This is a genomic window from Streptomyces sp. NPDC032822 (assembly GCF_055578825.1).
Genome location: NZ_JBVIOL010000004.1, coordinates 300021 through 319267, shown reverse-complemented (window position 1 = coordinate 319267; position 19247 = coordinate 300021). Strand labels below are relative to the sequence as shown.

17 protein-coding genes and 2 tRNA genes are annotated in these 19247 nt (G+C 68.6%); 5 read left to right on the top strand and 14 right to left on the bottom strand.

The features are described from left to right. Positions 1-3 precede the first annotated feature (3 nt). Positions 4-783 (bottom strand): DUF881 domain-containing protein, encoded by a 780-nt coding sequence (locus ACZ5VD_RS13940; RefSeq protein ID WP_468550042.1) that lies wholly within the window; start codon positions 781-783, stop codon positions 4-6. 142 nt (positions 784-925) lie between these two features. Here ACZ5VD_RS13940 and crgA point away from each other — a divergent pair, with 142 nt between their 5' ends. Continuing rightward, on the top strand, positions 926-1180 hold the full coding sequence (gene crgA / locus ACZ5VD_RS13935) for a cell division protein CrgA (protein ID WP_468550043.1): 255 nt from the start codon (positions 926-928) through the stop codon (positions 1178-1180). A 278-nt stretch (positions 1181-1458) separates the two neighbouring features. On the opposite strand, the gene ACZ5VD_RS13930 is transcribed toward crgA, so the two are convergent. Together ACZ5VD_RS13930 and ACZ5VD_RS13925 are read right to left on the bottom strand one after the other, a co-directional pair. Beyond that, the gene (locus tag ACZ5VD_RS13930; protein WP_468550044.1) at positions 1459-2346 is read right to left on the bottom strand and encodes a rhomboid family intramembrane serine protease; all 888 of its coding nucleotides are present in this window, start codon (positions 2344-2346) and stop codon (positions 1459-1461) included. 122 nt (positions 2347-2468) lie between these two features. Further along, positions 2469-3002, bottom strand: coding sequence for a peptidylprolyl isomerase (locus ACZ5VD_RS13925; RefSeq protein WP_468550045.1), 534 nt, complete (start codon positions 3000-3002; stop codon positions 2469-2471). Positions 3003-3328: 326 nt separating this feature from the next. Here ACZ5VD_RS13925 and ACZ5VD_RS13920 point away from each other — a divergent pair, with 326 nt between their 5' ends. Next, complete coding sequence (locus tag ACZ5VD_RS13920; protein WP_468550046.1) at positions 3329-4042, top strand: DUF5324 family protein; 714 nt, start codon at positions 3329-3331, stop codon at positions 4040-4042. A 117-nt stretch (positions 4043-4159) separates the two neighbouring features. Here ACZ5VD_RS13920 and ACZ5VD_RS13915 read toward each other — a convergent pair. After that, positions 4160-4232: transfer RNA gene (locus tag ACZ5VD_RS13915), tRNA-Ala, on the bottom strand. Positions 4233-4415: 183 nt separating this feature from the next. Here ACZ5VD_RS13915 and ACZ5VD_RS13910 point away from each other — a divergent pair. Beyond that, on the top strand, positions 4416-4964 hold the full coding sequence (locus ACZ5VD_RS13910) for a helix-turn-helix domain-containing protein (protein ID WP_468550047.1): 549 nt from the start codon (positions 4416-4418) through the stop codon (positions 4962-4964). Positions 4965-5173: 209 nt separating this feature from the next. Further along, entirely contained in the window at positions 5174-7012 is a 1839-nt protein-coding gene (locus ACZ5VD_RS13905; protein ID WP_468682326.1) for a serine/threonine-protein kinase, read from the top strand. Positions 7013-7020: 8 nt separating this feature from the next. On the opposite strand, the gene ACZ5VD_RS13900 is transcribed toward ACZ5VD_RS13905, so the two are convergent. Next, on the bottom strand, positions 7021-8316 hold the full coding sequence (locus tag ACZ5VD_RS13900; protein WP_468682325.1) for a hypothetical protein: 1296 nt from the start codon (positions 8314-8316) through the stop codon (positions 7021-7023). 234 nt (positions 8317-8550) lie between these two features. Next, positions 8551-8679, bottom strand: coding sequence for a DLW-39 family protein (locus tag ACZ5VD_RS13895; protein ID WP_003999697.1), 129 nt, complete (start codon positions 8677-8679; stop codon positions 8551-8553). A 338-nt stretch (positions 8680-9017) separates the two neighbouring features. Between ACZ5VD_RS13895 and ACZ5VD_RS13890 the strand changes: the two genes are divergently transcribed. Beyond that, on the top strand, positions 9018-9392 hold the full coding sequence (locus ACZ5VD_RS13890; RefSeq protein WP_468682324.1) for a DUF6344 domain-containing protein: 375 nt from the start codon (positions 9018-9020) through the stop codon (positions 9390-9392). Here the strand turns inward: ACZ5VD_RS13890 and ACZ5VD_RS13885 are convergent. The 8 genes from ACZ5VD_RS13885 to gnd all read right to left on the bottom strand — a co-directional run bounded on the left by ACZ5VD_RS13885 (position 9283) and on the right by gnd (position 19219). Beyond that, complete coding sequence (locus ACZ5VD_RS13885; RefSeq protein ID WP_468682323.1) at positions 9283-10233, bottom strand: helix-turn-helix domain-containing protein; 951 nt, start codon at positions 10231-10233, stop codon at positions 9283-9285. The genes ACZ5VD_RS13890 and ACZ5VD_RS13885 overlap by 110 nt on opposite strands. A 200-nt stretch (positions 10234-10433) precedes the next feature. Further along, positions 10434-10510 (bottom strand) — tRNA-Ile (locus ACZ5VD_RS13880). 111 nt (positions 10511-10621) lie between these two features. After that, a complete protein-coding gene (locus tag ACZ5VD_RS13875; protein ID WP_468682322.1) occupies positions 10622-11503 on the bottom strand; it encodes a DUF3566 domain-containing protein in 882 nt (293 codons plus the stop codon). Between the two features lie 18 nt (positions 11504-11521). Next, entirely contained in the window at positions 11522-14116 is a 2595-nt protein-coding gene (gene gyrA, locus ACZ5VD_RS13870; protein WP_468550053.1) for a DNA gyrase subunit A, read from the bottom strand. Positions 14117-14158: 42 nt separating this feature from the next. Then, positions 14159-16204, bottom strand: coding sequence for a DNA topoisomerase (ATP-hydrolyzing) subunit B (gyrB, locus tag ACZ5VD_RS13865; protein WP_468550054.1), 2046 nt, complete (start codon positions 16202-16204; stop codon positions 14159-14161). A gap of 433 nt (positions 16205-16637) precedes the next feature. Next, positions 16638-17174 carry a DciA family protein gene (locus ACZ5VD_RS13860; RefSeq protein ID WP_468550055.1) on the bottom strand — a complete coding sequence of 179 codons (537 nt, stop codon included), beginning with the start codon at positions 17172-17174 and terminating at the stop codon, positions 16638-16640. Beyond that, positions 17171-18292 carry a DNA replication/repair protein RecF gene (recF, locus tag ACZ5VD_RS13855; protein WP_468550056.1) on the bottom strand — a complete coding sequence of 374 codons (1122 nt, stop codon included), beginning with the start codon at positions 18290-18292 and terminating at the stop codon, positions 17171-17173. Before recF ends, ACZ5VD_RS13860 begins: the two co-directional genes overlap by 4 nt. Positions 18293-18343: 51 nt before the next feature. Further along, positions 18344-19219 carry a phosphogluconate dehydrogenase (NAD(+)-dependent, decarboxylating) gene (gene gnd / locus ACZ5VD_RS13850; RefSeq protein WP_468550057.1) on the bottom strand — a complete coding sequence of 292 codons (876 nt, stop codon included), beginning with the start codon at positions 19217-19219 and terminating at the stop codon, positions 18344-18346. Positions 19220-19247: the final 28 nt, after the last annotated feature.

Sequence of the window (19247 nt, the reverse complement as noted above, 5' to 3'; positions counted from 1 at the left end):
GACTCACTCCACGGGCTTCGCGTACTGCAGATCCACTGTGCCCGAGTAGCCGGGCAGAGTCACCGCCCCGTCCTCCTCGACTTTCCAGCCGAGCCCGTAGACGTTGACGTACACCATGTAGTTCTGGATCGCCGGACTCGCCGCGAGCGCCTTCTGCAACGCGTCCGGCTCACCGATCGCCGTGATCTTGTACGGCGGTGAGTAGACGCGGCCCTGAAGGATCAGGGTGTTGCCGACGCAGCGCACGGCACTGGTCGAGATCAGCCGCTGGTCCATGACCTTGATCCCCTTGGCACCGCCCTGCCACAGGGCGTTCACCACCGCCTGGAGGTCCTGCTGGTGGATGACCAGGTAGTCGGGCTGCGGCTCGGGATAGCCGGGGAGCTTGGCCGTCGCGCCCGGCGGGGCGTCGTTGAGGGTGACGGAGACCGCCTCGCCGGAGAGCTTCTGCGTGCCCGCGTTCTTCTCCAGAGCCGCGAGCTTGTCGTCCTCGGCCTGAGTGCTGCCGTCGTCGCGCTCGGCGAGCGACTCGATGTCGCGACGCAGGACACCGTTGGACTCGTCCAGCTGGCCGTTCTTGTGGCTGCGCTCGTGGATGAGGTCCGACAGCTTCAGCAGGGACGCGTCCGTCCGGATGTTGGTGCCCTTGGCTGTGTCGAAACTGGTGAAGAAGATGAGTCCCGCGAGGGCGAAGACGCCCGCCGTGAGGATCCGCACGGGCCGGAAACGCCGCCGGCCGGCAGGGCTGGATCCCGTCCCGGGGAAGTCGGCAGAATTGCTCAACGTACCCTTATCTCCTTCGGCGCCGCGGAAGCACTACGCTAACGGACGCCCGGGGGAGCACTAAGTGTCCCCTTGTACGCTGCCCCGGAGCCCGCCCCAGTTCCCTGCGCGGCCACGCAGCGCATCGACAGGAGAGACCCTCGTGCCGAAGTCACGTATCCGCAAGAAGGCCGACTACACGCCGCCCCCGGCGAAGCAGGCGACCGCCATCAAACTGACCAGCCGCTCCTGGGTCGCACCCGTGATGCTGGCCATGTTCCTCATCGGCCTGGCTTGGATCGTCGTCTTCTATGTGACGGACGGTTCCCTGCCGATCGACTCCCTGAACAACTGGAACATCGTGGTGGGCTTCGGCTTCATCGCCGCCGGATTCGGTGTCTCCACCCAGTGGAAGTAGCTCCACGGAAGTAGCTCTGCCCAGGGGTATCCGCTGAGTTATCCACAGCCTGGCGGAAATTTCCACAGCCCGCTGGGGAAAAGACGACGATCTGTGGATAACCCATCGGGTGTTGACGCTGGTACGACTGACACACCGGCAACCGAAAACCTGTTCGCCCCCTGCCTGACCTGCGGAAACACAGGTCAGCGACAGGGGGCACACCTGTTCCCGCACGGTATGCACAGGAGTGGCCACGCGCTGTGGACAACACCCGCTCAGCTGGGAGAACGCGGGGGTCAGGTGAGCTGCGCGGTCCTCAGCAGCGTCATGACCACGATCACGGCCAGGACCAGTGCGCTGGTGCCGTACTGCACCAGTGCGCGCCGCTCGCGCGGGGCGTGGACCATGGCGTAGCCCGTGACGACACCGGCGACGAGACCGCCGATGTGGGCCTGCCAGGAGATGTTGAAGCCCGGGTTGAAGGTGAAGATGAGGTTGATCACCAGCAGGGCGATGATCGGGCGCAGGTCGTAGTTCAGGCGACGCATCAGGACCGCGGTGGCGCCGAAGAGACCGAAGATCGCGCCGGAGGCACCGAGGGTGGCGGTGCTCGGGGAGGTGAGCAGGTAGGCGAGGGCGCTGCCTGCGAGGCCCGACACCATGTAGACCGTGAGGTAGCGGGCTCGGCCGAGGGCCGCTTCGAGCGGGCCGCCGAGCCACCAGAGGCTGAGCATGTTGAAGGCGATGTGCCAGATCTCCTGATGCGTGAACATCGAGGTGACCAGTCGGTAGTACTCGCCGCCGGCGACGCCCTGGGTGGGCGCGAACGGGGCGGGCGGCCAGGCGCCGAGCAGGACCAGGTCGTTCAGCAGGGAGGGCCGGGCCCGCACCGCGATGAACACCGCGAGGTTGATCCCGACGAGGATCTTGGTGAGCAGCCGGGGGTCGGCCGCGATGGTGCCGCCGGCGATGGTCCGGGGCTGGGCGGCGGTGGGGCTGTGACCGGTGCCGGAGCCGCCGCGGACGCAGTCGGGGCACTGGAAGCCGACGGAGGCGCTGACCATGCACTCCGGGCAGATCGGCTTGTCGCAGCGGACGCAGCGGATACCGGTCTCGCGGTCCGGGTGCCGGTAACAGCCGGGCAGGCTCTGGGCATCCTGCGAACTGCTCGCCGCCTGGTCCATGACAGTCCCCTAAGTCGTTGTACGCACACGCACCCGCCCCGTCCATCCTTACGGATGAACGGGGCGATTGGTTCCCTTCGCGCAGGCCGGAGAGGCTGTCGGCCGCGCGGATCGCGGAGAGGTCAGCTCTCGCGGGTCTCGATCACGACCGACTCGATGACGACGTCCTTGACGGGACGGTCGTTGGGCCGGGTGGTCGGGACGGCCGCGATGACGTCCACGACCTTCTGGCTGGCCGGTTCGGTGACCTCGCCGAAGATGGTGTGCTTGCGGTTCAGCCACGCCGTCGGGGAGACGGTGACGAAGAACTGCGAGCCGTTGGTGCCCGGGCCGGCGTTGGCCATGGCCAGCAGGTAGGGCTTGTTGAAGCCGAGGTCCGGGTGGAACTCGTCCTCGAACTCGTAACCCGGGCCACCGATGCCGGTGCCCAGCGGGTCGCCGCCCTGGATCATGAAACCGCTGATGACGCGGTGGAAGACCGTGCCGTCGTAGAGCTTCTTGGTGGACTTCTCGCCGGTGGCGGGGTGCGTCCACTCGCGCTCGCCCTGGGCGAGCTCGACGAAGTTACGGACCGTCTTGGGAGCGTGGTTCGGCAGGAGCCGGACTTCGATGTCCCCGTGGTTCGTCTTCAGGGTGGCGTAAAGCTGCTCGGCCACGATCTGCCTTCCGTTGTCCTTCTGTGCCCTTCCGATCCTTGCACGGTTCGTGCCGTGCGTCGCCCGGCACCCGTCCGTGCGCCGGGTGTTCGGGCGTTTCCCTCGCAGAAATCCGGCCTAGTGGTTCCAGGGCAGGGGCACAGCGCAGCGATCCGTGGCATTGTCGACGACAAGCTCCTGTTGCCCCGTATTCATCATTCATCCGCTATTGCACGTGATCGGTGACCCGGATGCCCGCCCTCACATGCTCCGGGGCTCCCCGAGAGGCATGATCCGTAAAAGGGTGGAAAGTCGAAATACCGTACGCCACCGAGGAGGAGGAACCCGTGACCCGCATCGACAGCGTGCGCTCCGCGACCGGCTCGGCGAAGGACAGCGTGCTGCACGCCGCGGAAGTGGTGGCGCCCTACGCCGACACCGCCAAGGACAGGACCGCGCACTATGCGCACGAGGCACGCGTACGGCTCGCGCCGAAGGTGTCGCAGGCCGCCGAACAGGCTCGCGTCCAGTACGACGCCCATCTCGCGCCGCGTCTGGAACTGGCCCGCTCACAGGCTCTCGCCCATGTCCCGCCGAAGGTCGACCACGCCGCCCACCAGGCGGCGGTCCGTACCCGCAAGGCCGCCAAGCAGGCCGCCGACTACTCCCGGCCGAGGATCGAGCAGGCGGTGGCCGCGACGGGCCCCGTCCGTGACGAGGCCACCGCTCGCAGCACCGCCGCTCTGGCGGCACTGCGGGGTCAGGTCTCGCCCAAGGAGATCCGGAAGCTGGTCCGCAAGCACGAGCGGCGGGCCCGGGCCGGTCGGCTCGCCAAGGCACTGGCGGTGGCGGGTCTCGTCGCGGGTGGCGCTTTCGCCGCCTGGAAGTGGTGGGACAAGCAGGCCAACCCGGACTGGCTGGTCGAGCCGCCGGCCGCGACCGAAGTACCGGAGCCGAGCCATCTGGCGTCGGTCGACGGCAGCGACCAGGCCGTGCTCGACCCGGAGGTGCAGGCCAAGCAGGCCGAGGAGGAAGCGGCACACCGCGACGACCGCGGCTGAGCAAGGCTTCTACAGCCCGGCGGCGCACGGTTTCACGTGAAACACGGCCCACCGGGGCCCGGTGCGCAAGAACGCCCTCTGAACTGCGTTTCCGCAGTTCAGAGGGCGTTTTTTATGTGGAGCCTAGGGGAGTCGAACCCCTGACATCTGCCATGCAAAGACAGCGCTCTACCAACTGAGCTAAGGCCCCGGAGGATGGTCGACTGCCCGGAGGGACCACATCCCGGGAGGCGACGGAGACCAGAGTACCGGGTCACCCCCGGTATCTCGCAAAAAGATGGGGGGTCCCCGTGGAAGACCACTCTCCGTAAGATGCTCGGCGTGGTTCGCGACAGCGAACCACCGTTTTTGGGGAAAGCGATGGGGAGACGCAATGGACGCCGCACAGCAGGAAGCCACCGCAAGAGCGCGGGAACTGCAGCGGAACTGGTATGGGGAGCCGCTGGGGGCGCTCTTCCGTAAGCTCATCGACGATCTTGGTCTCAACCAGGCTCGTCTCGCGGGGGTTCTCGGACTGTCCGCACCGATGTTGTCGCAGCTGATGAGCGGTCAGCGGGCGAAGATCGGCAATCCCGCCGTGGTCCAGCGGGTGCAACTGCTCCAGGATCTGGCGGGGCAGGTCGCGGACGGCAGCGTCAGCGCGGCCGAGGCGACCGACCGGATGGACGAGATCAAGAAGTCGCAGGGGGGTTCGGTGCTCAGCAACACCACACACACGACCAGCAGTTCGGGGGCGCCCACGGTCAAGCGGGTGGTCCGCGAGATCCAGTCGCTGCTGCGCTCGGTGGCGGCCGCGGGAGACATCATCGAGGCTGCCGACACCCTCGCCCCGACCCACCCGGAACTGGCAGAGTTCCTCCGGGTGTACGGCGCCGGCCGTACCTCCGACGCGGTCACGCACTACCAGTCCCACCAGAGCTGACACCGCGGCCCGGCACCGAAGGGGGTTCGGCAGCCGGGCCGACGGCCGAGGAGGACGCGAGGGGGTCGCGTTCTCGCCGGGGGGACACGCGGGGGTGTGTCCCACACCGTCGAGGGCGTGAGAGGGGTCGTATCACTCATCACGGGGGAAGCAGGGAGAGCACGGGGGTAACCCGCAAGGGCCCGAAGGGGGAGGAGCGACGCACTGCCATGGGTGAGGTCTTCGCCGGCCGGTACGAACTGGCCGACCCGATCGGACGCGGAGGAGTGGGCGCCGTCTGGCGCGCCTGGGACCACCGCCGTCGCCGGTACGTCGCCGCCAAGGTCCTGCAACAGAGCGACGCACACGCCCTGTTGCGCTTCGTCCGGGAACAGGCGCTGCGGATCGACCACCCCCATGTGCTCGCGCCCGCCAGCTGGGCCGCCGACGACGACAAAGTCCTGTTCACCATGGAACTGGTCGCCGGTGGATCGCTCGTCCACCTGATCGGCGACTACGGTCCGCTGCCGCCCGCCTTCGTCTGCACCCTGCTCGACCAGCTCCTATCCGGGCTCACCGCGGTGCACGCGGAAGGCGTCGTCCACCGTGACATCAAGCCCGCCAACGTGCTTCTGGAAGCCACCGGCACGGGCCGTCCGCGGCTACGCCTGTCCGACTTCGGCATAGCGATGCGGCTGGGCGAAGCGCGCCTGACGGAGACCAACCTCGTGGTGGGAACGCCGGGTTACCTCGCACCCGAGCAGATGATGGGCGCGGAACCGGACTTCCCCGCGGACCTGTTCGCCGTAGGTCTCACCGCCCTGTATCTGCTGGAGGGCGCCAAGCCGGACGCCAAGGCCCTCATCCAGTACTTCACGGCGCACGGCACGCCCAGCGCTCCCCAGGGCATTCCCGATCCGTTGTGGCAGGTCGTGGCGTCTCTGCTCCAGCCCGACCCGCACGCCCGCTTCCGTACGGCCACGGGCGCGCGCAAGGCCCTCGCTTCGGCCGCCGAGCTCCTCCCCGAGCCCGGCCCCGACGACGAGATCATCGAGATCTTCGACCAACTCGGGCCCCTCCCACCGGGGTTCGCCCCCACGGGCCCTCTCAAGCGGGCCCCTGGTGTGGACACGGGCGCGAGCACCGTACGCCGACCGGCGGAGGAGGCTCCCCGGTCGTCCGGAGGGGTCTATTCGGAGGGCGAGAGGGCCGGGAACGGACCCGGGGTCGGGACCGGCGGGATCGGGGTCGGGGCGGTGGATGGGGCTGCCGGGTCAGGGACAGCCGCTCCCAGCCCGGGACACGAGGCTGCCCGTCCGGCGCAGGAGGCTCCCGGGCAGCGGGAGAGGGCCGCCGGGTCGGCGGGCGGGGGCATACCGTCCATGCCGGGGGAGGGCCCTCCGTTCGTTCGGCCGGGAACCGACGTGCCGTCCGTGCCAGGAACGGGGGCACACTTCCCGTCCGGAAAGGGCACACCTTCCCAGCCGAGTGCCGCCGGCGTTCCCTCCCGTCCAGAGGAAGGGCACACACCCGCCCCTCCGGACAAAGCATCTTGGATGGGCACGGGGGGTCACATATCTCCGGCCCCGGCTCCCGCCGCAGGGGCCGAAGGCGCCGCATCTCCCACTCCCCCTCACGCGCCGCCCGTCAACCCCTCGAAGCCGCCCTCCATGTCGGACACCGGCAGCTTCCACCTGCCGCCCCCTCAGCCGACCGTCACCTCGTCCCCCCAGGACCAGCCCGCCACCCCGCACCCTCCTCACGCGCAACCACAGCCGCAAGCACAGCCACAGCCACACCGAGTTCCCCCGCCTCCGCACGTCTCCCCCCACCACTCCCCGCAGGCCGCCACAACGGCCCTGTACCAGCGCGCTCATGAACCCTCTACTGCTTCATACACCGCGCAGGCCCCGCAGGTTCCACCTCCGGCGCAGTCATCCACGCAACCGCGCCACCGGGCCGCCCGTTCCGCACGCAGGGCCGGGCCGCCCGCCAAGGTGGCGATTCCGCTCCTGCTGCTCGCGCTGGCCTGTTACGCGGTGGGTTTCTGGGCCCTGACCCGAATCTGAGGCCCTGCCTAGGCCCGCGCCCGCCCCCGCCTGCGCCCCAGCCCCGTCCACACCCCGAGCACCACCAGCACCGCGGTTCCCCCGCCGATACCTCCCACGGCGACGACCTTCATCACCTCGTCCCCACCCTCTGCGGCCACCTCCCCGTTCTCCTGCGCCGCCGCCGTATCCCGCTCCTGGGCCGTGACCTGGAAGACGTCCCGCGGCTCGGACCGTCCCGTGTACGAGGGACCGGCCTCGGCGGTGTGCTCGATGCCGACACGGAAGGTCAGGTCGAAGGGTCCGTCACCGAAGTCGTCGGCCATCTGTTCCGCGAGATGCACGACGAGGTAGTACCTGCCGGCGAACCGCATGCCGCTCACGTGGTCGGAGACGGCGAAGCGGTTGGCGTACGCGATCGGCGGCAGCGGTCTGAGCACCGCCGACTTCTGGCTGCCGTCGTACCCGACCCCGTCGGCGTCGACCTGGCCGCGTACGGGGTTGTAGAGGGACAGGGTCAGCGCGCTGGGCACGAAGCCGGCATCGCTGTTCACGCTGCCCAGTTCGGCGGTGGCGTGCAGTTGCTGCCCCCAGTCCACGGGCACCTCGTAGAAGAGCGTCTGCCCGGGCCGCAGGTCGTCGCGCCAGACGCCCTGCCCCACGGACGTCGCCGCGGCGAAGCCGGCACCGCCCTCTCGGCCCACGGCCTCGCCGCCGGGGGGCGCGGGCGAGGCGGAGTCCCAGACCTCGGGCGCGCTGGTCGCTCCGGCCCGCGCGAGGCGGGGTTCCGACACGGGGGCGATTTCCAGGCCCCACTCCTGCGTGAAGGGCGGTGCGGTCTCCGTCCCCCGCCGCACCCGCTCGACGAGCACGTAGTACGTGCCGGCCTCCTTGCACAGGGATCCGCCGCGCAGGGCGTTGCGCTCCCCCAGCGCCGTGAGGGGGCGGGCGCTGCGGCCGGCGCCGATGCTGACGGTGTCGAGGGAACAGGTGTGGCTGTCGGCGTCCTGGACCGTCACCTTGACGCCGTCACCCGCGGAGACCGTCGTCCCGGGGGGAGGGACGGCCGTGACGGAGACGTACACGTTCGACGTGGCGTCGAGTTCGAGGCGGTAGTACAGCTCACCGGCGGCGGGGAGGGAGCTGCGGTACGTGGTGCCGGGTGCGAGGGGTTCGGCGTCGGCGGTGCTCGTCGCACCCGAGACCGACCGGGCGTCGTCGTCGAAGGCGTACGCCCCGGGCGCCCCGGCCGCCGACGCGGGCGAGCCGCCCAGGACGGCCGTCAGCACCGCCGTGAGCGCTGCACACCCGGCAGCCGCCCGCACGACGGCTCCACGGCCCCACCGCGTCTCCGCCCGCCACCACGCCGTACGCCGCCCCATCACGCGCCCCCCCTCGTCGTACCCCGGACCGGGCCGGACCGGGACCGTGGCCCATCCTGCCCCGCCGTGCCGCACGCCATCCGCTCAATCCGTACGAGCGTCCGAAACCCCCGCCCCGGCAACACAAAACCCCGACCGCGAGGCGGCCGGGGTCTGCTCAGAATCGGATCTCGGTACTCAAGAACCCGTGGGCACGGAGTCAGTCGCCTCCGTCCACAGGTCCTGCTCGGCGCGATCCGCCTGGATCTGGCGGTACACGAGGAGCCCGCCGATGGCGGCCAGTGCGACCAGGAGAAGCTTCTTCACCGCGCGACCTCGTCTTTCCTTGACGTAGGGGACCTCTGGCGCCCGACTATACACACCGACCGAGACCGATCGGTGACCTGAGTCGGACCCTCAACTGCCGTGCGGAACACCGCATTAGATGTGGAACGAGCGGATCCGATCGGAGGGTGATCACACCTCGACGGGCAGTCACTTTGCCCTTCCTTATCCGCTCTTCACAGCTTTTGAGGCTCCTTGCCCCCATCTGGGTGGTGTTCATCAGAAGAACGACAATCCATGGGCGTCGGTCCCTCACTTCGAGCGCCGCATACACATCATGAGGAAAGTACGCAAATCCACCCACCCGAAAGTGAGGAACGATGACCGGTAACCGGGTCATGAATCTGTGGACCGCCCTCGTCACCGCCCTGCTCGCCCTCTGCACGACGCTCGGACTCATCACGACCACCGCAGCCGCCGCGGTACCGCAGGCGCAGCCGGCCCGCAACAGCGGCGCCCTGTCGCTGACGATGCCGGCGGCATCGCCCTGGTCCGAGTCCTTGGCCAAGGCACTGCCACCCACGATGAAGCAGCGCATCCGCGCCGAGGCCCACGGCTCGTCACCGTCCTGCCGCCACGACGGCCTCACGGACACCTCCGCCACGCCGGACTCCCCGCTCTCGGCCGACCCCGCGTCGAGCACCGACAGTTCCACCGCTCCGGCCGACTCCGGCTGCGCCACGAACACGCGATGACGGCCCCTGCCACCCCGCACCGACAGCCCGCCACCAGGCACGTCGACACCAGGCGGCCCGGTACCAGGCAGCGCAGTACCAAGCAGGTCGCCGCTCGCCAGGTCGGTACCAGGCAGCCCACCACCAGGCACGTCGACACCGGACAGTCCGCCACTCGGCAGGCCGGAACCCGGCAGGCATCTCTCCAGCGGTCTTCCGCGGACTCCACCAGCTCAAGCGGCGTCAACTCACCGGACGGTTCCACGCACGTACGGCGGCAGCACCGCGACAGCGCAGCACCACCGCCCTCCGAAGCACCGAAGCACCGAAGCACCGAAGCACCGAACCGATCGCACTCCCACCAGCGCTCCACGTGAGGCCCCAGGACATTCCCGGAGGTTCGGGAGACGGCCCGCCGGTCTGGAGTCAGGTAGTGCGGCTGAGCTGGAGCATGGCCTCGGCGTTCGCCACCAGGGCGCGTTGGTCCTAGGTCGGGCAACTGACGGTAGATCCTCAGAAGTTGGGCTTCCCGCTCGTCCTCACTGGGACCGGGCACCGGTCGCCCCACAGACGCGAAGAACTCACGCGGCGTGGTCCTCACGCCCCACCGACGGAACACCTCGGCCATTGCCCGCAGCCGCTCGGGGTCGATACGGGAGGTTCCACGAGTCCGGTTCATCCAGGCATTGAGCGTCGGATACGAGATCCCCGCTTCCTCGGCCAGATCCTTCTGCGTCTTGCCCGGAGCCTCGGCAATCAGGCGTTCCAGCAGAACAGGCAGATCCCCACCCTCAGGGGCGAAGACTTCGTGGGAGTCGAGCCCGCCGGACAGGGGAGGATTCTTGGTCACGTCCGCGAGCATCGACCAACCCGACCACAGGTGCAAGCAGGTCCCGCGCACGCACTTCCTGAAGCACAACGGACTCACCCGTCTTGCCGCTTGCTGAATCTACATCTACATGCAGATCGAATATGAACGACAATCGGCAACCGACACCGGCAGCCGATGTCGGCCGTAGACGCCAAAAACCCCCAACCATGACTGGTTGAGGGTCTTCGTGCTGGTGGGGCTAACAGGATTTGAACCTGTGGCCTCATCCTTATCAGGGATGCGCTCTAACCAACTGAGCTATAGCCCCGCCGCGCTCTGCGGAGTGTGTCCCGCGCGCTGACTCCTGAAGATTAGCGCACGACGCGGGCAGTCCCAAAATCGGTATCCGGAGAGCGCCGGGAGGGGTGTGACGGCCCGCTCACTCGTCCTCGGCCAGCGTCAGCTCGACGCCACCGACGAAGCCCGCGGACAGGTTGTAGATGAACGCGCCGAGCGTCGCGAGGGCCGTCGCGAGGACGACGTCGATGACCGCGATGATCGTCGTGAACGTCAGGACGTTCGGGAGGGACAGGAACGACTGGAGGTCGAAGCCGTTCGACTCGTTCGAGCCGGTGGCCTCCGAGATCGTGCCGCCGACCGTCGAGAAGACGCCCATCGCGTCCATGACCATCCACAGCACGGCGGACGCGACGATCGTGCAGAGGCCCAGCGCGATGGAGAGCAGGAAGCTGACCTTCATCACGGACCAGGGATCGGCCTTGGCGACCCGCAGGCGGGCCTTGCGGGTGCGGGGCGTGGTGCGCGCGCCGGTGCGCGGCCGGCGTACGACACCCGGCGGGGCGGGCTGCGCGGGGTAGGCCTGCGGCGGGTGGTAGGGCCCGGCCTGCTGCTGCGACTGCCGCTCACCGGGCAGCGGGGAGGTCGCCTCGGGCGGCGTCGGCTTGGCCTGCGGCTGAGGCTGGGCGCCCGGAGCGGCCGTGGCCTGGGCCGCGCCGGCGGCGGACCGCTGGGCCTGCGGACCTCGGGTGTCCGTCACAGTTCCCCCCTGGGATCCATGCGTGTCGGGCGAGGACGAGTCGGTCGCGGGGGACTTGATCGCCTGCAGATTGGTCGTGTGCGGGTCTGTCGTGCCCGCGCCCGTCGTGTGCGAATCTGTCGCGTTCGAGTCTGTGGCCTTCGGATCCGCGGCCTTCGACTCTGTCGCGTTCGTGGCGGAGCCACGGCCGCCGCCGTCCGTTCCCTTACCGGCAGACGTACCGGTCGAGGTACCGACCGAACCGGCGCCCGTGGCTCCACTCACGATGACTCACTCCTCGTGCTACTCGGCCGAGGGTGCCTCACCCTCGTCCGTGCCGGTGGTCGCGGTACCTTCGGCGGTCTCGTCGACGGCATCGTCGCCGTCGACCTCCTCCGCCTCGCGTCCCGCCTCGGCGTTACGTGCGATGCCGACCACGGCATCGCGCTTGCCCAGGTTGATCAGTTGGACGCCCATGGTGTCACGGCCCGTCTCCCTGACTCCGTTGACTCGCGTACGAATCACACCGCCCGACAGTGTGATGGCGAGGATCTCGTCGGTCCCCTCGACCACCAGCGCACCGACGAGCGATCCACGATCCTCGACGATCTTGGCGGCCTTGATGCCGAGGCCGCCGCGACCCTGGACGCGGTACTCGTCGACGGCGGTCCGCTTCGCGTACCCACCGTCTGTAGCAGTGAACACGAACGTACCGGGTCGAACAACATTCATCGAGAGCAGTTGGTCGCCCTCGCGGAAGCTCATGCCCTTGACGCCCGAGGTGGCGCGGCCCATGGGACGCAGTGCGTCATCCGTGGCGGTGAACCTGATCGACTGTGCCTTCTTGCTGATCAGGAGCAGATCGTCCTCGGACGAAACGAGTTCGGCTCCGATCAGTTCGTCGTCCGAACCGTCCTCCGTCTCACGGAGGTTGATCGCGATGACACCGCCGGAACGCGGCGAATCGTAATCCTTCAGAGGCGTCTTCTTCACCAGGCCGCCCTTGGTGGCGAGCACCAGGTACGGCGTCACCTCGTAGGTGCGGATCGCAAGGATCTGGGCGATCGCCTCGTCCGGCTGGAAGGCCAGCAGGTTGGCGACGTGCTGTCCACGCGCGTCCCGCCCGGCGTCGGGCAGCTCGTACGCCTTCGCCCGGTAGACCCGGCCCTTGTTGGTGAAGAACAGCAGCCAGTGGTGCGTGGTGGAGACGAAGAAGTGGTCGACAATGTCGTCTTCCTTGAGCTTCGCCCCGCGTACGCCCTTGCCGCCCCGCTTCTGGGCGCGGTAGTCGTCGGCCTTGGTGCGCTTGATGTACCCGCCGCGCGTGACCGTGACGACGATGTCGTCCTCGGCGATCAGGTCCTCCATGGACATGTCGCCGTCGTAGGGCACCAGCATGGTCTTGCGGTCGTCGCCGTACTTCTCGACGATCGCGGCGAGTTCCGCGCTGACGATGCCGCGCTGCCGGACCGGCGAGGCGAGGATCTCGTTGTACTCGGTGATCTTCGCCTGGAGTTCGTCGTGCTCCTGGATGATCTTCTGGCGCTCCAGGGCGGCCAGTCGCCGCAGCTGCATCTCAAGGATGGCGTTCGCCTGGATCTCGTCGATCTCCAGGAGCTCCATCAGGCCCGTGCGAGCGATGTCGACGGTGTCGCTGCGCCGGATCAGCGCGATGACCTCGTCGATGGCGTCCAGGGCCTTCAGCAGGCCGCGCAGGATGTGCGCCCGCTCCTCGGCCTTGCGCAGCCGGAACTTCGTGCGCCGGACGATGACCTCGATCTGGTGCGTCACCCAGTGGCGGATGAACGCGTCGAGCGACAGCGTGCGCGGGACCCCGTCGACCAGCGCCAGCATGTTGGCGCCGAAGTTCGACTGCAGGTCGGTGTGCTTGTAGAGGTTGTTCAGTACGACCTTGGCGACCGCGTCCCTCTTGAGCACGATGACCAGACGCTGACCCGTGCGGGAGCTGGTCTCGTCCCGGACGTCCGCGATGCCGCCGATCTTGCCGTCCTTCACCAGGTCGGCGATCTTCTGCGCGAGGTTGTCGGGGTTGGTCTGGTAGGGCAGTTCCGTGACCACCAGGCACTGGCGGTTCTGGATCTCCTCGACCTCGACGACCGCGCGCATGGTGATCGAGCCGCGGCCCGTGCGGTAGGCCTCCTCGATGCCCTTGCGGCCCACCACCAGGGCGCCGGTCGGGAAGTCGGGGCCCTTGATGCGGGCGACCAGCGCGTCCAGGAGCTCCTCGTGCGAGGCCTCCGGGTTCTCCAGGTACCACTGGGCGCCGGACGCGACCTCGCGCAGGTTGTGCGGCGGGATGTTGGTGGCCATGCCGACCGCGATACCGGCCGAACCGTTGATCAGCAGGTTCGGGAAGCGGGCCGGCAGGACGGTCGGCTCCTGGGAGCGGCCGTCGTAGTTGTCCGTGAAGTCGACGGTCTCCTCGTCGATGTCACGGACCATCTCCATGGACAGCGGCATCATCTTGCACTCGGTGTACCGCATGGCGGCGGCCGGGTCGTTGCCGGGAGAACCGAAGTTGCCGTTGGAGTCCACCAGCGGCATCCGCATCGACCACGGCTGCGCGAGGCGGACCAGCGCGTCGTAGATCGAGGAGTCGCCGTGCGGGTGGTAGTTGCCCATGACGTCGCCGACGACACGGGCGCACTTGTAGAAGCCCTTCTCGGGCCGGTAGCCGCCGTCGTACATGGCGTACAGCACGCGGCGGTGGACGGGCTTGAGACCGTCCCGGACGTCGGGCAGCGCACGCGAGACGATGACGGACATCGCGTAGTCGAGGTACGAGCGCTGCATCTCCGTCTCAAGCCCGACGGGCTCGACACGCTGGATGACCTCGCCGCCCTCTTCAGGCGTCAGTGGAGTGTTCTCGTCGGCCATTGCTGGTGAAGATCCTTCCTGGTGCGGTCAGCTGAGACCGACTCAGATGTCGAGGAAGCGGACGTCCTTGGCATTGCGCTGGATGAACTGGCGGCGCGCCTCGACGTCCTCGCCCATGAGGACCGAGAACAGGTCGTCGGCCTGGGCCGCGTCGTCGAGGGTGACCTGGCCGAGGACGCGGTGCTCCTGGTCCATGGTCGTGATGCGCAGTTCCTCGGCGTTCATCTCGCCGAGACCCTTGAAGCGCTGGATCGAGTCCTCGCGGATGCGCTTGCCGCGCTGGCGGCCCATCTCGATCAGCGCGTCGCGCTCGCGGTCGGAGTACGCGTACTCGATGTCCTCCCGGCCCCACTTGATCTTGTAGAGCGGGGGACGGGACAGGAACACGTGCCCGGCCTCGACCAGCGGCCGCATGAAGCGGAACAGGAAGGTCAGCAGCAGGGTGTTGATGTGCTGGCCGTCGACGTCGGCGTCCGCCATCAGGATGATCTTGTGATAGCGGAGCTTCTCGATGTCGAAGTCCTCGTGGACCCCGGTACCGAAGGCCGAGATCAGCGCCTGGATCTCCTGGTTCTGCAGGATCTTGTCGATCCTGGACTTCTCCACGTTCAGGATCTTGCCGCGGATCGGGAGGATCGCCTGGTACTCCGGGTTGCGGCCCGACTTGGCCGAACCGCCGGCGGAGTCACCCTCGACAATGAAGATCTCGCACTTGACGGGGTCGTTCGACTGGCAGTCGGAGAGCTTGCCCGGCAGGGACGCCGTCTCCAGGAGCCCCTTGCGACGCGTCAGGTCACGCGCCTTACGGGCCGCCACGCGCGCGGTGGCCGCCTGGATGCCCTTGCGGACGATGTCCGCCGCCTCGACCGGGTTGCGGTCCAGCCAGTCGTTCAGGTGCTCGTAGACGACCTTCTGGACGAAGGTCTTCACCTCGGTGTTGCCCAGCTTGGTCTTGGTCTGGCCCTCGAACTGCGGCTCGCTCAGCTTCACCGAGATGATCGCCGTCAGACCCTCGCGGACGTCGTCACCGGTGAGGTTGTCGTCCTTCTCACGCAGCTGCTTCTTCTCGCGCGCGTACTTGTTGATCAGGTTGGTCAACGCCGCACGGAAGCCCTCTTCGTGCGTACCGCCCTCATGCGTGTGGATGATGTTCGCGAAGGAGTAGACGCCCTCGGTATAACCGCTGTTCCACTGCATCGCGAGTTCGAGGGACAGGCTCTTGTCCTTGTCCTCGGCCTCAAGGTCGATCACGGTCGGGTGCACCACCTCCCCCTTGCGGGAGTTGAGGTGGTTCACGAAATCGACGATGCCGCCCTCGTAGTGGTACGAGACGCTCTTGACCTCGTGCTTCTCGTCCTCGCCGGCCTCGTCCGCCCCGGCCGTGGCCTTCGCCGACTCGCGCTCGTCGGCGAGGTTGATCCGCAGACCCTTGTTGAGGAACGCCATCTCCTGGAAGCGCCGGGAGAGCGTCTCGAAGGAGTACTCGGTGGTCTCGAAGATGTCCGGGTCGGCCCAGAAGGTGACCGTGGTGCCGTGTTCGTCCGTGGCCTCGTGCTGGGCGAGCGGGGCGGTGGGGACGCCCAGCTTGTAGTCCTGCGTCCAGCGGTGGCCGTCGGTCTTGATCTCGACGGAGACCTTGGTCGACAGGGCGTTCACGACGGAGACACCCACGCCGTGCAGACCGCCGGATACCGCGTACCCGCCACCGCCGAACTTGCCGCCCGCGTGCAGGACCGTCAGCACGACCTCGACGGCCGGCTTGCCCTCGGAAGCGACGATGCCGACCGGGATGCCACGGCCGTTGTCGACGACCCGCACACCGCCGTCGGCGAGGATCGTGACGTCGATGGTGTCCGCGTGGCCGGCCAGCGCCTCGTCGACGGAGTTGTCGACGACCTCTTGCACAAGGTGGTGAAGTCCACGCTCACCTGTCGAGCCGATGTACATACCGGGTCGCTTGCGGACCGCGTCCAGACCCTCGAGGACGGTGATGGCGCTGGCGTCGTATGCCGTGGCTGAGGCCTCGGCGCTTCCGGCCGGAGCCTCGGTGGACGGGATGTTCTCGTTGGGGTTGCCGGAATCGGCCACGAAGCGCCCTTTCTGGCACAGCACGAGCCGGGCTCGTCGGCGGGTTGCCGGAGCGGCTGCGGCATGTTGCGTTGGTGAGCCTTGATCAGCGTTGCTCAGCTTGTCCCGGACGGTCCCCACGTTTGGGGCGGGATTAGCTTCCAGTCTACCGGTAGCGCCGACAGTGATGGGGGTTTGCCGGTACCTGAGTCCTCATGTGCCGCCCTCAACCGGTCTCTTCCGGGTCCCCATATGGGGAGCGGGGCTCAAAGAGGCTCACAGCGGCACTCAGCGCTTCGGGCTGTCAACCCATGGCTACTTGGGAGTCAGGTCGGGATTCGCCACCGCGTGCTGCGACGCGCAGAGATCACCCGGGACCTGCGAATGTGACGTCGCTCACCTCGTGAGACGGCTGCGCTTCAAGGGCCGCGGCGGCCGTCTCCGGGTGCGTCCGTCACCCGTAGGTGTCGCCGGGTCCCGTGCTTCCGGGGGCGCGCAGCGGGCCGTAGCGGCGGACGGGACCGTTGGGTCCCTGCACCTTGATCAACTGCACCGCGCCGTGTCCCAGATCCTCGTTCAGGCGTGCGACCAGCTGCGGAGCGAGCAGACGCAGATTCGTCGCCCACGCCGTGGAGTCGCAGCGCACCACCAGGACCCGCTCGTCCTCGTCGTACTTCTCCGGTTCGCAGTGCTTGGCCACGTCCTCGCCGACGATCTCCGGCCAGCGGCCCATCACCCCGCCCACCGCGGCCGGCGCCTCCCAGCCGCGATCCGTGATCAGCCGGTTGATCGCCGAGCCCAGCGCCATGGGGTCGCGCCGGTCGGCGTGCGCGCCGGAGCGCAGACCGCCGCGACGCGCCTGCTTCTTCTGCTGTACCGCGTCCCCACGCGCGCGTGCCTGCTCCTTCGCGGCCCTGAGCGCCACGCGCGCGAGGTCGACACCGGAGGGCTCGGGCTTCTTCTCGGGAGCCGGTCCGTCCTCGGTGCTCATGCCCGCTCCACCGTCCCGTCCGCCACGGAGTACCGCGTACCCGCCAGGACATGCGGTACGTCGTCGTCCACCGCGGCCGTCACCAGGACCTGCTCGCCCGGCGCGACCAGCTCGGCCAGCCGCTCCCGGCGACGCGTGTCCAACTCGGCGAAGACGTCGTCCAGGACGAGCACCGGTTCGTTGCCCTCGGCCCTGAGCAGGTCGTACGAGGCCAGGCGCAGCGCCAGCGCGTACGACCACGACTCGCCGTGCGAGGCATAGCCCTTCGCGGGCAACTGGCCGAGCTTGAGCAGCAGTTCGTCCCGGTGCGGCCCCACCAGGGTCACCCCGCGCTCGATCTCCTGCTTGCGGGCCTCGGCCAGCGCGGCCATCAGCTGCTCCTGGAGGCCCTCGCGCGCGTGCGCCTCGCCCGGAGCGGACGGCTTGTACTCCAGGGCCACCGGACCACCCCCGGGGGCCAGTTGCTCGTACGCCTTGTCGGCCAGCGGCTGGAGCGCCGCGATCAGGTCGAGGCGCTGGGCGAGCAACTCGGCGCCCACAGCCGCGAGGTGCTGGTCCCAGACATCGAGGGTCGACAGGTCCATGGACCGGCCACCGTGGCGGCGGGCGAGGGCGGCCGACTTCAGCAGCGTGTTGCGCTGCTTGAGCACCCGCTCGTAGTCGGAACGCACGCCGGCCATCCGCGGCGAGCGGGCCGTGATCAGCTCGTCCAGGAAGCGGCGCCGCTCCCCGGGATCCCCCTTGACCAGCGCCAGATCCTCGGGCGCGAACAGCACGGTCCGTACGATCCCCAGCACGTCCCTCGGCCTGACCTGCGAGGACCTGTTGATGCGGGCGCGGTTGGCCCGGCCGGGGTTCAGCTCCAGCTCCACCAACTGCTGCCGCTCACCCTGTCTGACCTGCGCCCGGATCACCGCACGGTCGGCGCCCACGCGGACCAGGGGAGCGTCCGAGGAAACGCGGTGGCTGCCGAGACTGGCGAGATAGCCGACCGCCTCGACCAGGTTCGTCTTGCCCTGCCCGTTCGGGCCGACGAAGGCGGTGACGCCCGGGTCGAGCGGAACCTCGACCCGGGCGTACGAACGGAAGTCGGCCAGTGACAGATGCGTGACGTGCATGGTCGTGCGCCGACCTCCCCCAGCTTGTGGACTGCCTAGCAGCCCTGTGGATTACTTCTTCTCGACCGCGTGGCCACCGAACTGGTTGCGCAGCGCGGCGACCATCTTCATCTGCGGCGAGTCCTCCTGGCGCGACGCGAACCGCGCGAAGAGCGAGGCCGTGATCGCGGGCAGCGGCACGGCGTTGTCGATGGCGGCCTCCACGGTCCAGCGGCCCTCGCCGGAGTCCTGGGCGAAGCCCTTCAGGCGGTCCAGGTGCTCGTCCTCGTCCAGCGCGTTCACCGCGAGGTCGAGGAGCCAGGAACGGATGACCGTGCCCTCCTGCCAGGAGCGGAAGACCTCCCTGACGTCGGTCACGGAGTCGACCTTCTCCAGGAGCTCCCAGCCCTCGGCATAGGCCTGCATCATCGCGTACTCGATGCCGTTGTGGACCATCTTCGCGAAGTGGCCCGCGCCGACCTTGCCCGCGTGCACCGCGCCCGAGTCGCCCTCGGGCTTGAGGGCGTCGAAGACCGGCTGCACCTTGGCGACGTTCTCCGCGTCACCGCCGTACATCAGCGCATAGCCGTTCTCCAGGCCCCAGACGCCGCCGGAGACGCCGCAGTCGACGAAACCGATGCCCTTGGCGGCCAGCTCCTCGGCGTGCTTCTCGTCGTCGGTCCAGCGGGAGTTGCCGCCGTCCACGACGACGTCGCCGGGCTCCAGCAGCTCCGCGAGCTCGTCGACCGTCGACTGGGTCGCGGCGCCGGCCGGGACCATCACCCAGACCACGCGCGGGCCCTTGAGCTTGCCCACAAGCTCGGCGAGGCTGTGGACGTCGGCGAGTTCCGGGTTGCGGTCGTATCCGATGACGGTGTGGCCTGCACGGCGGATCCGCTCGCGCATGTTGCCGCCCATCTTGCCGAGGCCGACGAGACCGAGCTCCATCAGTGTTCCTTAGGTTTGCGACGTGGCG

Bases quoted from the DNA above. Each gene is read 5' to 3' on its own strand.
- ACZ5VD_RS13930 (WP_468550044.1), bottom strand. From the start codon at position 2,346: ATGGACCAGGCGGCGAGCAGTTCGCAGGATGCCCAGAGCCTGCCCGGC.
- ACZ5VD_RS13910 (WP_468550047.1), top strand. From the start codon at position 4,416: ATGGACGCCGCACAGCAGGAAGCCACCGCAAGAGCGCGGGAACTGCAG.
- ACZ5VD_RS13905 (WP_468682326.1), top strand. From the start codon at position 5,174: ATGGGTGAGGTCTTCGCCGGCCGGTACGAACTGGCCGACCCGATCGGA.
- ACZ5VD_RS13890 (WP_468682324.1), top strand. From the start codon at position 9,018: ATGACCGGTAACCGGGTCATGAATCTGTGGACCGCCCTCGTCACCGCC.
- ACZ5VD_RS13885 (WP_468682323.1), bottom strand. From the start codon at position 10,233: ATGCTCGCGGACGTGACCAAGAATCCTCCCCTGTCCGGCGGGCTCGAC.
- gyrA (WP_468550053.1), bottom strand. From the start codon at position 14,116: ATGGCCGACGAGAACACTCCACTGACGCCTGAAGAGGGCGGCGAGGTC.
- ACZ5VD_RS13860 (WP_468550055.1), bottom strand. From the start codon at position 17,174: ATGAGCACCGAGGACGGACCGGCTCCCGAGAAGAAGCCCGAGCCCTCC.
- recF (WP_468550056.1), bottom strand. From the start codon at position 18,292: ATGCACGTCACGCATCTGTCACTGGCCGACTTCCGTTCGTACGCCCGG.
- gnd (WP_468550057.1), bottom strand. From the start codon at position 19,219: ATGGAGCTCGGTCTCGTCGGCCTCGGCAAGATGGGCGGCAACATGCGC.